Source organism: Luteibacter sp. dw_328, from assembly GCF_018449605.1.
Lineage (GTDB): Bacteria > Pseudomonadota > Gammaproteobacteria > Xanthomonadales > Rhodanobacteraceae > Luteibacter.
In genome coordinates this window covers 208120-222601 of sequence record NZ_JAAVUW010000006.1, presented here as the reverse complement: position 1 = coordinate 222601, position 14482 = coordinate 208120, and the positions used below count along the sequence as shown (strand labels likewise).

Annotated in this window: 14 protein-coding genes; 7 read left to right on the top strand and 7 right to left on the bottom strand. The window is 65.7% G+C overall.

Going from position 1 to position 14482, the window contains the following annotated elements; translation table 11 throughout:
• Window position 1 precedes the first annotated feature (1 nt).
• Together HB634_RS15945 and dgoD are read left to right on the top strand one after the other, a co-directional pair.
• Window positions 2-613 carry a 2-dehydro-3-deoxy-6-phosphogalactonate aldolase gene (locus tag HB634_RS15945; RefSeq protein ID WP_063571171.1) on the top strand — a complete coding sequence of 204 codons (612 nt, stop codon included), beginning with the start codon at window positions 2-4 and terminating at the stop codon, window positions 611-613.
• Between the two features lie 2 nt (window positions 614-615).
• Window positions 616-1767 carry a galactonate dehydratase gene (gene dgoD / locus HB634_RS15940; protein ID WP_213949264.1) on the top strand — a complete coding sequence of 384 codons (1152 nt, stop codon included), beginning with the start codon at window positions 616-618 and terminating at the stop codon, window positions 1765-1767.
• 89 nt (window positions 1768-1856) lie between these two features.
• Here the strand turns inward: dgoD and HB634_RS15935 are convergent, their stop codons facing one another.
• Together HB634_RS15935 and HB634_RS15930 are read right to left on the bottom strand one after the other, a co-directional pair.
• Entirely contained in the window at window positions 1857-2405 is a 549-nt protein-coding gene (locus HB634_RS15935) for a pseudouridine synthase (RefSeq protein ID WP_213949262.1), read from the bottom strand.
• Window position 2406: 1 nt separating this feature from the next.
• Window positions 2407-3258 carry a methyltransferase gene (locus HB634_RS15930; RefSeq protein ID WP_213949261.1) on the bottom strand — a complete coding sequence of 284 codons (852 nt, stop codon included), beginning with the start codon at window positions 3256-3258 and terminating at the stop codon, window positions 2407-2409.
• A gap of 175 nt (window positions 3259-3433) precedes the next feature.
• Between HB634_RS15930 and HB634_RS15925 the strand changes: the two genes are divergently transcribed.
• Entirely contained in the window at window positions 3434-5548 is a 2115-nt protein-coding gene (locus HB634_RS15925) for a TonB-dependent receptor (RefSeq protein WP_213949260.1), read from the top strand.
• A gap of 7 nt (window positions 5549-5555) precedes the next feature.
• On the opposite strand, the gene HB634_RS15920 is transcribed toward HB634_RS15925, so the two are convergent.
• The 5 genes from HB634_RS15920 to HB634_RS15900 are packed head-to-tail and all read right to left on the bottom strand — an operon-like array spanning window position 5556 to window position 9621.
• On the bottom strand, window positions 5556-6731 hold the full coding sequence (locus tag HB634_RS15920; protein WP_213949259.1) for an ABC transporter permease: 1176 nt from the start codon (window positions 6729-6731) through the stop codon (window positions 5556-5558).
• Window positions 6728-7462, bottom strand: coding sequence for an ATP-binding cassette domain-containing protein (locus HB634_RS15915; protein ID WP_063572755.1), 735 nt, complete (start codon window positions 7460-7462; stop codon window positions 6728-6730). The genes HB634_RS15920 and HB634_RS15915 overlap by 4 nt, the downstream gene beginning before the upstream one ends.
• Entirely contained in the window at window positions 7459-9024 is a 1566-nt protein-coding gene (locus tag HB634_RS15910) for an alpha/beta hydrolase (protein WP_213949258.1), read from the bottom strand. The genes HB634_RS15915 and HB634_RS15910 overlap by 4 nt, the downstream gene beginning before the upstream one ends.
• A 4-nt stretch (window positions 9025-9028) precedes the next feature.
• A complete protein-coding gene (locus tag HB634_RS15905; RefSeq protein WP_213949257.1) occupies window positions 9029-9223 on the bottom strand; it encodes a helix-turn-helix transcriptional regulator in 195 nt (64 codons plus the stop codon).
• Window positions 9220-9621 (bottom strand): hypothetical protein, encoded by a 402-nt coding sequence (locus tag HB634_RS15900; protein ID WP_213949256.1) that lies wholly within the window; start codon window positions 9619-9621, stop codon window positions 9220-9222. Before HB634_RS15900 ends, HB634_RS15905 begins: the two co-directional genes overlap by 4 nt.
• 286 nt (window positions 9622-9907) lie before the next feature.
• Between HB634_RS15900 and HB634_RS15895 the strand changes: the two genes are divergently transcribed.
• From HB634_RS15895 to HB634_RS15880, 4 genes are read left to right on the top strand one after another with little or no spacing between them, the layout of a single operon-like run.
• On the top strand, window positions 9908-10411 hold the full coding sequence (locus HB634_RS15895) for a spore coat U domain-containing protein (RefSeq protein ID WP_063571762.1): 504 nt from the start codon (window positions 9908-9910) through the stop codon (window positions 10409-10411).
• A gap of 23 nt (window positions 10412-10434) precedes the next feature.
• Complete coding sequence (locus tag HB634_RS15890; RefSeq protein WP_213949255.1) at window positions 10435-11148, top strand: molecular chaperone; 714 nt, start codon at window positions 10435-10437, stop codon at window positions 11146-11148.
• Window positions 11099-13456 carry a fimbria/pilus outer membrane usher protein gene (locus HB634_RS15885; protein WP_213949254.1) on the top strand — a complete coding sequence of 786 codons (2358 nt, stop codon included), beginning with the start codon at window positions 11099-11101 and terminating at the stop codon, window positions 13454-13456. Before HB634_RS15890 ends, HB634_RS15885 begins: the two co-directional genes overlap by 50 nt.
• On the top strand, window positions 13453-14469 hold the full coding sequence (locus tag HB634_RS15880; protein ID WP_213949253.1) for a spore coat protein U domain-containing protein: 1017 nt from the start codon (window positions 13453-13455) through the stop codon (window positions 14467-14469). Before HB634_RS15885 ends, HB634_RS15880 begins: the two co-directional genes overlap by 4 nt.
• Window positions 14470-14482 lie beyond the last annotated feature (13 nt).

The window sequence follows — 14482 nt, the reverse complement described above, 5'->3', positions numbered from 1 at the left end:
TATGGCCTGGCCCACCGCGCTACCGCTCATCGCCATCCTGCGTGGCATCACGCCCGGGGATGTCGTCGAGCACGTCGAAGCACTGATCGAAGCCGGGTTCGACGCCATCGAGATCCCGCTCAACTCGCCGGACTGGCAGACCAGCATCCCGCTGGCCGTGCGCGCAGCCGGTGATCGCGCGCTCGTCGGTGCGGGTACGGTACTCAGCGTGGATCTCGCCGGCCAGGTTGCCGACCTGGGCGGTCATCTCATGGTCACGCCGAACACCGATCCCGACGTCATCCGTCATGCACGGCGCCGCGGTCTTTACACCGCCATCGGCTTCATGACGCCGAGCGAAGCGTTCGCCGCGCTGGCCGCCGGTGCGCAGTCGCTCAAGCTGTTCCCGTCGTCCAATCTCGGTCCGTCGTACATCAAGGCGATCCGGGCGGTGTTGCCGCCGGATGTGCCCCTGCTCGCTGTGGGCGGTGTCACACCCGAGAATCTCGGCCAGTTCCTCGATGCCGGTTGCATCGGCGCGGGCCTGGGCGGCGACCTGTACAAGCCCGGCCAGCCCGTCTCGCGCACCCGCGAACAGGCCGCCGCTTTCGTCAAAGCCTATCGCTCGAACTGACCATGAAGATCACCAAGCTCACCACCTACCGTGTCCCGCCCCGCTGGATGTTCCTCAAGGTCGAAACCGACGAGGGTGTCGTCGGCTGGGGCGAGCCGGTCATCGAAGGCCGCGCACGCACCGTCGAAGCCGCCGTGTCGGAGCTCTCCGAGTTCGTCATCGGCAAGGACCCTTCGCGCATCAACGACCTCTGGCAGGCGATGTATCGCGGTGGCTTCTATCGTGGCGGCGCCGTGTTCATGAGCGCCATCGCCGGTATCGACCAGGCGCTCTGGGACATCAAGGGCAAGGTGCTGAATGCCCCGGTGTTCGAGCTGCTCGGTGGCCGCGTGCGTGACCGCATGAAAACCTATTGCTGGGTCGGCGGTGATCGTCCGGCCGACGTCATCGCGCAGATCCGCGAGCGCATGGCGCACGGCTTCGACACGTTCAAGATGAACGGCTGCGAAGAGCTGAGCATCATCGCTTCGAGCAAGGCGGTCGACGCCGCCGTCGCGCGCGTGGCCGAAATTCGCGAGGCCTTCGGCAACACCATCGAGTTCGGCCTGGATTTCCATGGCCGCGTCTCGGCGCCGATGGCCAAGGTGCTGGTGAAAGAACTGGAGCCCTTCCGCCCACTTTTCATCGAAGAACCCGTCCTCGCCGAGCAGGCCGAGTACTACCCGCGCATCGCCGAGCAGACCTCGATTCCGATCGCCGCGGGCGAACGCATGTACTCGCGCTACGAGTTCAAGCACGTGCTCGAACGTGGTGGCATTTCCATCCTGCAGCCGGATCTCTCGCACGCCGGTGGCATCACCGAATGCGTGAAGATCGCCGCGATGGCCGAAGCGTACGATGTGGCGCTCGCGCCGCACTGCCCGCTCGGTCCCATCGCGCTCGCGGCCTGCCTGCATGTGGACTTCGTCAGCTGGAATGCCACGCTGCAGGAACAGAGCATGGGCATCCATTACAACAAGGGCGGCGAAGTCCTCGACTACGTGCTCAACAAGGACGCGCTGAAGCTCGACGATGGCGGCTACGCGCAGCCGTTTACCGGACCCGGCCTCGGTATCGAAGTGAACGAGGAACTGGTGATCGAGCGCAGCCGTGAAGCGGCCGATTGGCGGAATCCGCTGTGGCGGCACCCGGATGGATCGGTCGCCGAATGGTAAGAACGGCCTTTGTGTAGGAGCCGATTCATCGGCGATCCCGCGGCAGCGGGCAAGGTTGCCGCGAGCACCCATCGCCGATGAATCGGCTCCTACCGACCAGGGTTCGCATCGATGACGCGCACTTGCCCCAACCCCAAACCATCCAGGCGATAGCCGCCCACCGCCTCGCGAATCAGCCGGAGCGTCGGCAACCCAACGGCGGCCGTCATGCGCCGCACCTGCCGGTTGCGCCCCTCGCGCAGCACGATACGCAGCCACGCATCAGGCACTGTCTTGCGAAACCGCACGGGCGGATCGCGCGGCCATAACCACTCGGGTTCGTCGATCGCTTCGACGCCCGCAGGCAACGTCGGCCCATCGTTGAGCGTGACGCCGCGACGCAGCCGCTCGAGGGCTTCCTCGGTAGGAACCCCCTCGACCATGACGACATACGTCTTCGGCTGCTTGTGCGTCGGACTGGCAAGGCGATGCTGCAGCTTGCCGTCGTCGGTCAGCAGGAGCAGCCCTTCGCTGTCGTGATCCAGCCGTCCCGCCGCATACACGCCTTTCTGCGGAACGAAGTCGGCCAGCGTGCGCCGGCCGGCTTCGTCGGTGAACTGGCAGAGCACACCGAAGGGTTTGTTCAGTGCGACCAGCATGTCACTTGGCGGTGGCAGGCTTCACGAAGCGCAGGGTCATGCGGTCCGACTCGCCGATGGCCGTCCACTTCGCCTTGTCGACCTCACCCATGTCGTACGAAGGCGGCAGCGTCCAGACGCCCTTCGGGTGGTTGTGGTCGTCCTTCGGATTGGCGTTGATCTCGCTCTGCGCATCGAGCTTGAAACCGGCGTCGGTGGCGAGCTTGATCACGTACTCGGTCGGCAGGTAGCCGGAGTTGACCACGTCGTCGAGCTTCTTGCCCGCATCGGCACGGTGGTCTTCCACGCCGAGCACGCCACCGGGCTTGAGCACGGTGAAGAACGACTTGAACATCGCCTCCGCCGTACCGTCCGCGGCCCAGTTGTGGACGTTGCGGAAGGTCAGCACCATGTCGGCCGAGCCCGGCGCACCGAGCACGGGCGCCTTGTGGTTCACCTCGACGAGCTTGGCGTTGCCGTACTGCGCCGGCGCGAAGGAGAACTTCTTCTGCAGCGCGGCCATGCCCTTCGAGCCGTCTTCGATCACACCGATGTAATGGCCGTTGTCATGCAGGAACGGCGCGAGGATCTCGGTGAACCAGCCGCCGGACGGCCAGATTTCAATCACGGTCATGTCAGGGCGGATGCCGAAGAAGGTCAGCATTTCCTTCGGGTGACGGTACTGATCGCGCGCCTTGTTCGCCGGCGAACGCCAGCTGCCGGCGATGGCCTTGTCCAGCTGCGAGGCAGTGAGCTGCCCGGCACTGGCCGGCGGCGTAGCCTGGGCCGGCTGATCGACCTCGGTGGCCGCCAGGGAAGCAAACGAGACGGTCAGACCGAACAGACCAGCGCAGGCGAGAGCGAGCTTCTTCATGGCGTCACCGGGGTAGAGGGGATGTGGGCGGGAAGGCTAGCACGACCCTGTGGGAGCCGCTTCAGCGGCGATGGGTGCTTGCGACGAACCGGTCGATCCCCGCTACAAGCTTCGGTCTTGAGATAACGCATACACTCTCTTGAGCATCATGTCGTATCTCCTGCAGGGTCCCCGCATGACACTCCCCTCTCTACGCCCGCTGACTGGCGCCGTTCTCCTTGCGCTGGCCGGCGCCGCCACCGCGCAGGACGCGCCAAAGCTCGCGCCTGTCGTGGTGACCGCCACGCGGACCGCCCAGACGCCGTACGACGTCCCCGCGGCGATCGACGTGGTGGCCACACCTCCGGACGGCAGCCTCGACGTGAACCTGTCCGAGCGGCTGCAGACCATCCCGGGCATCGTCGCGCGCGACCGGCAGAACTACGCGCAGGACGAGCAGATATCCATTCGTGGTTTCGGTGCGCGCTCGACCTTCGGTATCCGCGGCATCCGCCTTTACACCGACGGCATCCCGGCCACGATGCCCGACGGCCAGGGACAGGTGTCGCACTTCAACCTCGATTCGGCCGACCGCGTCGAAGTATTGCGCGGGCCGTTCTCCGCGCTCTACGGCAATGCCTCGGGTGGCGTGGTCCAGCTGTTCACCGCTGACGGCACCGAGCCGCCCGAACTGCGCGTCGGCATCGCCGGCGGCAGCAACGGCAACTTCCGCACCTCGGTCAATGCGCGCGGCGTCGAGGGTCCGGTCGACTACAACGTGGACCTCAGCCACTTCCGCACCAGCGGGTATCGCGATCACAGCGCAGCCCGGCGCGAGTCCGGTAACGCAAAGCTCGGCTGGAAGATCGACGACGATCGCAAGCTCACCCTCGTGCTCAACACGGTGGACGTCCCCGGCGCCCAGGATCCGCTCGGCCTGACCCGGGCCCAGTACCAGGCCAACCCGCGACAGGTCGCCTCGGTGGCCGACACCTACGACACGCGCAAGTCGGCGAACCAGCAGCAGGCCGGTTTGATCTACGACCAGCGCATCGACGAGTCGAACAGCCTGCGCGTGATGACCTACTACGGCCAGCGCGACATCACCCAGTACCTCTCCATTCCCAAGGCCACGCAGGTGTCCCAGCCGGGCAATTCCGGCGGCGTGGTCGATCTCACCAGCCAGTACGGCGGTGGCGATGCGCGCTGGACCTGGAGCAACACCCTGGCGGGACGTCCGTTCGAGATAGCCACGGGCATCGCTTACGACAACCAGCACCAGCATCGCCTTGGCTACAACAATTTCGAGGGAGACACCCTCGGTGTTCGCGGCGACCTGCGCCGCGACGAAATCGACCGTGTGTTCGACTTCGACCAGTACGCCCAAGCGACATGGCGTGTGGCGGAGGACTGGACACTCATGGGAGGCGTACGGCACAGCGACGTGCACTTCAGCTCGACAGACCGCTATATCGTGGCGGGGAATCCCGACGACAGCGGCACGCAGTCGTACAGTGCCACCACGCCTGTCTTCGGCGTGCTCTGGCGCGCGGCGTCCTGGGCGCACGTGTACGCCAACTGGGGCCGTGGCTTCGAAACGCCGACGTTCTCTGAAATCGGCTACCGCGCCGACAATGGCCCGGGCCTCGCATTCAACCTGCAGCCCTCGCGTTCGCATAACGAAGAGGTGGGCATCAAGCTGCAGCCCTCCGACAAGACACAGGCGGGCATCGCCTTGTTCCGTGCGGACAGCGACAACGAACTGGCGGTGGCGACCAATATCGGGGGCAGGACGACTTACCAGAACATCGCGCGTTCGCGTCGCCAGGGCATCGAAGCGTCCTTCAACACCGAACTCGCCCGCGATGTCCATTTCGTTGCGTCGTATACGCACCTCCAGGCCAGCTTCCGCACGCCGTTCCTCACCTGCGTGTCCACCGGCTGCGGCGCGCCCAACACGCCGGTACCTGCCGGGACACGCATCCCGGGCGCACCGCGCTCCACCGGCTACGCCGCACTGAAGTACGGCGGCGATCGTGGCTTGCAGGGCACCTTCGACGTGCAGACGATGGGATCGACGTCAGTCAACGACCTCGGCACGGAGTCCGCGCCGGGCTATGCCTTGTTCGGTCTCTCCGGCGGCTACGTGTTCGACCAGGGCCCGTGGCGCGTGAACACCTTCGCCCGCGTGGACAACCTTGCCGATCGGCACGTGATCGGCTCAGTCATCGTCAACGACGGTAACGGCCGCTATTACGAACCGGCTCCCGGCCGAAGCTTTCTGGTCGGCGTGGACCTGACGTGGCGATGATTCCCGGTTAGCCGGAGATGGCGAGACGTTCGGAACGGTAGAGCATGGCGGCGCCCCACACCGCCAACACCGCCGCCACGAAGCCGCCGGCCAGGCAGAGGCCCAGCTGCCAGCCCGGCACGCCATCGCCGCGCAGCAACTGCACGATGCCGAGGTTCTGGGCGAGCAATGGAACCGTATACATCCACGGCTCGGCTCGCACGGGAATCACCGAGAGCAGCACGCTCGGCAGGATCGGGATGATCATCAGGATCGACAGATACGTCTGCGCTTCGCGATAGCTCTTGGCGAAGGCCGAGACCAGCGACTGCAACGCGGCCAGCAGCAGGATCAGCGGCAGCATCAGCACGATGACCTGACCGCTGAAACGCCAGCCCAGATCCAGCGCGATGCCGAGCTTCTCGGTCGGAATGAACCACGGTGCCGTCATGAAGGCGCCGACGGTAAGCAGCAGGCTGACCAGCGAGAACGTGCAGATCGCCGCGAGTTTGCCGGCAAGGATCTTCCAGCGTGCGACCGGATTGACGAACAAGGGCTCCAGCGATTGCCGCTCGCGCTCGCCCGCCGTCAGGTCGATGGCGAGGTACATGCCGCCGAGGAACACGGTGAGAACGAAGAAGTACGGCAGGAAGGAGAACATCAGTCCCGAGCGAGACTGCGAGGTGGCCTGGTCGCGATCGGCCACCTGCACCGGCCACGCCGTGGAAGGCGACAGCCCGCGTGCGATCAGGCGCATGGCACCCTCGCGCCGGCCGTAGCTCTCGACGACGCTGCGCACGCGCATCACAGGCGTGGAGGCATCCCGTCGCGACGAGTCGTAGATCAATTCCACCTGTACCGTCTGACCCTTGTTCCAGGCCTTCGCGTAATCGGGCGAGATGCGTACGACGATGTCGGTGCGCTGTTCGCGGACAGCGTTCTCGGGATCGGCCAGCGCCGGCTGCGCATCGATGCCTGCACTCTTCAGCGCCGCCACGAGGTTCGGCGCCAGCTCGGCACCGATCACGGGCACGGCGATGGGGCGATCGGCCTTGGCGATCTCGCGGTTGATCGTCACGTTCATCAGCATGATGAACATGACCGGCCCGAGAAGCGGCCCGGTCACCAAGGCGTTGATGAGCGTGCGACGGTCGCGGAGGTTCTCGCGTACTTCCTTCCAGTAGACGGCGGTGAAGGCGCTCATGCGGCGAGGCCCTCGTCGGTACCAATGATCTTCACGAAGGCATCCTCGAGACTGCTCTCTCCGGTCTGCGCGAGAAGTGCGGCAGGGGTTTCGTCGGCAACGACGCGGCCATGCGCGATCACCACGATGCGATCACAGAGGGCGGCAACCTCCTGCATGATGTGACTGGAGAAAAGCACGCAGCGACCCTCGTCCTTCAATTGCCGCATGAATCGGCGCATGGCGCGCGTCGCCATGACGTCCAGGCCGTTCGTGGGCTCGTCGAGAAGCACGTTGCGAGGATCATGGACGAGCGCGCGGGCAATGGCCGTCTTCACGCGCTGGCCCTGCGAGAAGCCTTCGGTGCGGCGGGTGGCGATGTCGCGCATGTCCAGGCCGTCGATCAAGGCTTCGCGGCGTTGCGCCAGCAGTGCCGGCTCCATGCCATGCAGCTTGCCGAAGTAATCGATGTTCTCGGCGGCGGTGAGTCGCTTGTAGAGGCCGCGAGCATCGGGCAGTACGCCGAGACGGCGGCGCACGGCAAGGGCATCGGTATAGGCGTCGACGCCGTCGACGAGGACCTGGCCGGCGTCGGGCTTCATCAAGGTATAAAGCATCCGCAGCGTCGTGGTCTTGCCGGCGCCATTCGGACCGAGCAGGCCGGTAATCTCGCCATCGCGCGCGGTGAAGCTCACGCCGTTGACGGCGCGTACGTCACCGAAGGCCTTGTGCAGGTCCCTGACTTCGATCATGGCGTGGCTCCGTTGAATCCGACGAACACCGGCAGCGGTGCGAGACGATCGAGGCAACGCGCGTCGAGGGACTTCGCGTTGGCGCTGTCGATGAACTGATCGAGCAGGCGCGGCATGCAGCCGCGCGCGACGACGTTGTGTCCCTGCCCCTTGAGGACAAAGTGGCGGCCGTTGGGCAAGCCTTCGAGCACCTGTTCGCCGTAGCGCGGTGGCGTGACCGGATCGAACTCACCGGACATCAGCAAGGCCGGCACCGGACTCTTCAAGGGCTGGTGAAAATCCGCCGGACGCTTGCCGTGCGGCCAGACCGAACAGGCGGCGCGGAACGCCTCGATCATGCCGTCACCGAGGATCGTGTCCTTGTCCTGCGGGCGCGACGTGAGCAGGTCCGCGTCTTCGGAACAGATGACCGAGTACTGCATGCCGCCGTCCATGGTGTCGCCCAGGTCACCCGTGAGCAGCTTGGCCTGCCCCAGCAAGGGACCGACGTCGCCATGCGCGGCGGCGTCGATCGAGAGCGGCAGCAGTGCCGCGGTTTCCGGTGAGTAGGCAAACATGCGGACGACCGTGGCCAGGGCATGCTCGCTCAGCACGCGTTGCACGGAAGCGTAGTTCTGTGGATCGCGGAAGCTGACCTTATGCGGATTGGCGCGCAGCGCGTCGCGCAACTGGAACAGCGTCTGGTAAGGATCGCTGAAACGTGCATGGCAGGCGCTGTCCGCATCGCAGCGAGCGAACTGGGCTTTCAGTGCGGCGTCGAGGTTCACGGCGAAGTCCTCGCCAAGGACAAGCTGGTTCGGCGCAATACCGTCGAGGATCAGCGTGCGTAGACCCTCGGGATGACGCATGGCGTACTGCTGGGCCACGCGTGTGCCGTAGGACACGCCGAGCAGATCGAACTTCGGCGAGCCGAGCGCGTGGCGTGCCTCTTCGAGATCGGCGACGGCGTCCGTCGTGGTGTAGAAGCGCACGTCGGCATCCGGCGAGAGCTGATCGAGGCACTGGCGGGTTTCCTTGCGGACCGCATCCGTCTCGGAACCATGCGCCGCCGGCGCGCCGTCGGGCGCACCGGGCTCGTCGTCACGACAGCTCAGCGGATGCGAGCCGCCGGTACCGCGCTGGTCGAGCAGGAGCACGTTGCGATGGGCGAGCAGCGGTGCCATGGCCGGCGCGATCGCCGGGTAGCTCTCCACTGCCGACTGGCCCGGACCACCTGCGATGAAGGCGACCATGTCGTCCGCGGGCACCTGGGCGCTGCTGCGGATGACGGCCAGGCGCATCTTGAGCTTGCGAGCCTCGGGGTGCTCGCGATCCTCCGGCACGTCGAACGGCGCACACCAGGCGGCCACCGAGGTTCCCGAATGAGGTTGCGCCAGCTCGCAGGGGCGAAGCTCGAGTGAACCGAGTTTCCACACGCGCGGCGGCGCCGGACGCGTGGCGGCGGGAACGGCGGCGACGGGCTTTTCCGCGTCGTCAGCGACCGGTTTACGCATGAGCTGCCGGGTGGCGAAAGCCCCCGCGACGATAACGAGAAGGATGGCGATACGTTGCGCGCGTTTCATACCGTCAGGCCTCTGGCGTAAAAATGGATTCGATCGAAAGCGCGAAGAGCGCCGCGATCTTGAAGGCGAGCGGCAGGCTCGGATCGTACTTGCCGGTCTCGATCGCGTTCACCGTCTGCCGGGAGACATCGAGCCTTTCGCCGAGGTCGGCCTGCGACCAGCCCAGCGCGGTACGTAGTTCGCGAACGCTGTTTTTCATCGGCTGCGGTAATGAACCCGGACAGCACATTTGCATACGCCGAAGCAGGCAATCAACACGGGAAGCACCCAGATGGCGATCGCTTCTGCCGGCGGCGCGGCAACGACCTTTGCACTAAGCAGCATGCCGTAGGTAAAGAAACCGAACCCCCCAATGCCCCCAGCCAGGGCAACTGCTTCGAGGTCGATTCGACGTTCGAACTCGTCCTGGTCGCGGATCACACGAACCATGGCTCGGATGACGAACGCGATCGGGAGTACCGGCAGCAGCGTGACAACCGCACGGGCAGCCGTACCTTCCAGGGTCCTGAGCCACTCCGTCGAGAGGAGGAGAACGATGACGTAAGCAAGCATGGCCGGAAAAAACTCTCGCATATAGCGCCTGTGTACCGGGCGCATGCCAGTCCACCAATCAGTGCGCATGGTGGGCGGCCGGAGCGAGCGCGGCGAGTCGGAAAGCGACGCGGTACGACATGACGAACCTCCAGATGACCAGGCAGCGTGTCAAGCACGCTTGACATCATCCTGGGCCGAACGCCCGGCCATGTCAAGCATCCTTGACATAACGCTAAGCTGATTCGGCATCGCTAAGTCGATACGGCAGCGACCGCCGGAATTCACACGCGTGACGGCTTCACTCCCCCGATCCTTGCAGCCGACGGACACACGTCACAGGAGATCCACCATGAATTTCCGTCTGCTCATCACGTCCGCACTGATCGGCCTCGGCCTTACGTCGGGCGGCGCCCAGGCCGCGACCGCCACCACCACGTTCAATGTCCGCATCACCATCACCACCGCGTGCGACATCAGCACGACCGCACCCACCGACGTGAACTTCGGCACGCAACCGTCCACGGCGACGAATGTCGACAACCAGGGCGCCCTCAACGTCAATTGCACGCCGAGCTCGCCGTACACGATCTCACTGGACAACGGGCAGAACGGGACAGACGCGAACACCCGGAAGATGAGCAGCGGCACCGCACAGGTACCCTACCAGCTGTACCGCCTGGCCACGCGCACGGCAGCGGACATCTGGGGCAGCACCACCGGCACCGGTGGCAACATCTACGCCGGCACGGGCACGGGCACGGTCCAGACGGTACCGGTCTACGGTCGCGTACCCACCACGAACTTCCCGGCGGGTTCGTACGCCGACGTCATCACCGCCACGATCACGTACTGACGGTGTGCCCGTGGCCACGACGCGTGGCAATAGCCTGCGCGCTGGCCGCAGCGTTCCTGCTCGTGCCTCCGGCACCGGCGAGCGGCCTGCAGGTCTCACCGATCGGCCTGCGTCTGGCCAGCACCGCGCAAGCGGACGCACTGTGGCTGACCAATACAGGCAGCGAGCCTGTACACGCACAGGTGCGCGTTTTCCACTGGTCGCAAGTCGACGGCAAGGATGTGCTCGAGCCCTCGCGCGATCTTGTTGTGAGCCCGCCCATGGTCACCATCGCTCCGGGCGACCGGCAGATGGTGCGCGTTATCCGGCAGGTGCCTGCGCCCCCGGCAACCGAGGCGTCGTACCGGGTCATCGTCGACGAGCTGCCGATCGATGCAGGCGATCGCGCGGGGCTGAAGTTCATCCTTCGCTACTCCCTACCCGTCTTCCTGGCGCCCGTGGGCGACCCTCCCGTGAAGGTGGCGCTGCAGGCGAGCTGGGACAACGCACCCGACGGCCCGATGTTGCGCGTCAGCAACGCAGGAAACGGCCATGCGCAAATCGCCGACGTCGTATGGCGTGGTGCGGAGGGACAACACACGGTGCTGCTTGCCGGCCTGGTGGGCTACGCGCTGCCTGGCAGCACCATGAGCTGGCATCTGCCACAAGGCGCCTCGCCGACGGATGGCGCGATCAAGGCGAGGATCAATGGTGAAACGTCCGAGTCGACGCTGGTCGTGGACCCGGACGGCCGCTAGCCTCCTCGTGCTGGACGCCGCCACCATGCACGCCACAGCGAAGGATGCCGACCCGGTGCCACCGCCGGCGACCGTGCAGCCACGCGTGCGCCTGGTGGGCGAAGAGCTTTACCTCGAGGTGGTGCTCAATGGCAGCGCGACCGAGCGCCTCGTCCACTTCACTCGCCGCGGTGAAGCACTCTGCGCCACGGCCACCGACCTGCGCGGCATCGGCTTCGCTCTTCCCCCGGGTGACGACGAACGTTGCCTGCCCGACATTCCCGGACTTCACTACACCTACGACGTAGGCCAGCAACGCGTCACCGTGGATGCGCCTCTGGACCAGCTCAACCTCCCACGGCAGATCCTCAACAAGGCCGAACGCAGCGCCACGCCGCCCACCAGCGGGACCGGCGTGCTGCTCAATTACGATATCTATGCCGCCGAAGGCGGTGGAGTCGGCAACGTCAGCGCCCTGACCGAACTGCGCGCCTTCAGCGACGGCCTCGGTGTATTGAGCAGCACCGAACTGACTCGACGCTACCAGACGCCCGGACAGGGCTGGCAAGGTGACACGGTGCGCCTGGACACGCAGTGGCGGCTCGCGTTTCCCGCGCAGTCGCTGGCCCTGACGGTCGGTGACACCTTCACGGGCTATCTCTCCTGGACGCGCGCAACGCGCATCGGCGGTATCGGCTTCGGCACCGATTTCGCGCTGCAGCCGTATCGCGTGACTACGCCGCTACCGCAGTTCTTCGGCCAGGCCACCGCTCCCTCGGCGGTGGAGCTATATGTCGACGGCATCCGCCAATACAACGGTCGCGTCCCGGCGGGCCCGTTCCAGCTTACCGCGGTGCCGGGCGTGGATCAGTCCGGCCAGGCCCAGGTGGTCCTTACCGATGCGCTCGGACGCAGCAGCACGGTGACGTTCCCTTTCTATTCCGCGCGTCAGCTGCTCCGCGGTGGCCTGGACGACTGGTCCGTCGAAGTGGGTACCGTGCGCGAGGCATACGGCATCGCGTCGTTCGAATACGGTAACGCGCCGATCGGAAGTGCCACCTGGCGCCACGGCGTGAGCGATACCTTGACGCTTGAGACGCATGCCGAAGCAGGTGATGGCCGCGGCACCGCCGGCGTGGGTGCGGTATGGAATCCGGCGGGCGCCAGCGTTCTCAACGCCTCGATGGCGGGCTCGCGCAGTGGCGGCTCGCAGTATGGTTTTGGCTATGCCTGGACGGGGCGTTATGTGAACGCCTCACTGGACACCGTGCGCAGCGACGCCAGCTATCGTGACGTCGCTTCCAATTATGGTTCACCGCCGCCCCGCGCAAGCGACCGTGCGCTCATCGGCTTCAACGTACGTGAATCCAGCTTCGGCGCGAACTTCGTTCGACTGCGCTACGCGGGGCAATCCGCCTCGCGCTATGCAGGTTTGTTCGTGCTGCGCAATCTCGGCCGCGGTGTGTCGGTCAATCTCAGCTACAACCAGAACCTGGACGCGTCCAGCGACCGTAGCATCTTCCTCGGCGTCACCATGTCGCTCGACCAGCTCGCCACGTGGAGTGTCTCGGCACAACGCGACCGCGACCAGACCTTCGCGACCGTGGACGCGAGCCGGCCGGTCGACGGTGACGGCGGGTTCGGCTGGCATGTCCAGGGGCGCAGCGGAAGTGACGGCGGTGGCCTCGCCGAACTGGGTTGGCTCGGCAACCGCGGTCAGCTGACGGTGGGCGCGAGCAATGTCGGGCCTTCGTCGTATAGCTACGCGGATGCCAACGGCGCTGTCGTACTGATGGGTGGCCATGCGTTCGCCGCGCGGCGCATCGACGATGCCTTCGCCCTGGTCAGCACCGAGGGCACACCGGATATTCCCGTGCTGCTCGAGAACCGACGTACGGGAGTCACGGACAGCAACGGGCTGCTTCTGGTGTCCCGCCTCAATGCCTATCAGGACAACCGACTCGCCATCGATCCGCTCGACCTGCCTGCCGACGATCGCGTGCAGCGCGTCGAGAGCATCGTCGCGCCGTCGGACCGCTCCGGCGTTGTCGTCCGTTTTCCGGTGAAGCGCGTACGAGCGGCCTCGGCGATCCTGGTCGACGAAAACGGCACGCCGTTGCCCGTGGGCTCCGTGGTCAACGCCGACGATGAGCCACCTGCGTATGTCGGCTATGACGGCATGGTCTACCTCGACAACCTCCACGGAAGCACGGATCTTCACGTCAGCCTGCCAGATGGCCACCACTGCGCCGCGTCGCTCACCTACCCGGCCAGCGCACGTAACCTGCCACTGATCGGGCCGCTGGTCTGCCGGACGACGGTGCCATGAAATGGCTGGCGCTCCTGCTCATCACCCTGGCGGCGCTGTGCGGATCGCGACGCGCCGAAGCGACGACGACGTGCACGGTCACCAGCATCACCAACGTGGCGTTCGGCACCGTGGACCCGACGGGAAGCTTCGTCGACACTACCGCCACACTCAATTACAGCTGCACGTATAACGGCCTGTTGGGTGCCCTCTACGGCACCTACGTCACGGCGTGCGCCAGCCTGGGTGCCGATGACCTTGGCAACCTCTCGCCACGCACGATGATCGACCCCAGTGGCGACCGGATGCAGTACCAGCTCTACAAGGATTCGACGCGCACGACGGCCTGGGGCACGGTCGCCAACGCCACCTACACCGCACGAACCTTCAACATGAGCATCGGCATCCTGTCCAACGGCGCGGCGGTGTCCGGAAACCTGACGATCTATGGCCGCGTACCTGCCCTTCAATCGAATCTCTCGCCCGGTAGCTATGCCGCCACCCTGGCCAGTGCACTCACCAGCAATGCGCTGACCTACAGCTACAACGAGGCATTGCTCAGCCTGGGTGTGGCGCCGACCACCTGCCAGGCCGGCGGCACGGGTGGTCCGATCACCGTGACCGCACCCTCGGTGGGCATCACGGCGTCCGTGTCGGCGAAGTGCACCGTGGGCACGGCGACCGACCTGGATTTTGGCAGCGTGTCCGGATTGCTGAAGACGGCCACCGACAAGACCTCCCTGGTGCGCATGACCTGCACCAACCGTGCGGCGTATCAGGTCGGTCTCGACAATGGACAGAATGCCCTCGGTACCACGCGGCGAATGTCATCCGGCAGCGGTTTCGTGACATATGACCTCTACCGTGATTCCCAGCGCACACTGCATTGGGGAAGCACGCTGAACACCGACACGGCAACCGGCACCGGCTCGGGCAGTGAGCAGACCATGACGGTGTACGGCCGGGTTCCGGCACAGGCCGCCGCCAGGGCGGCCATCTACAGCGACATCATCATGGTGACCGTCACGTACTGACCGGCCACCACGG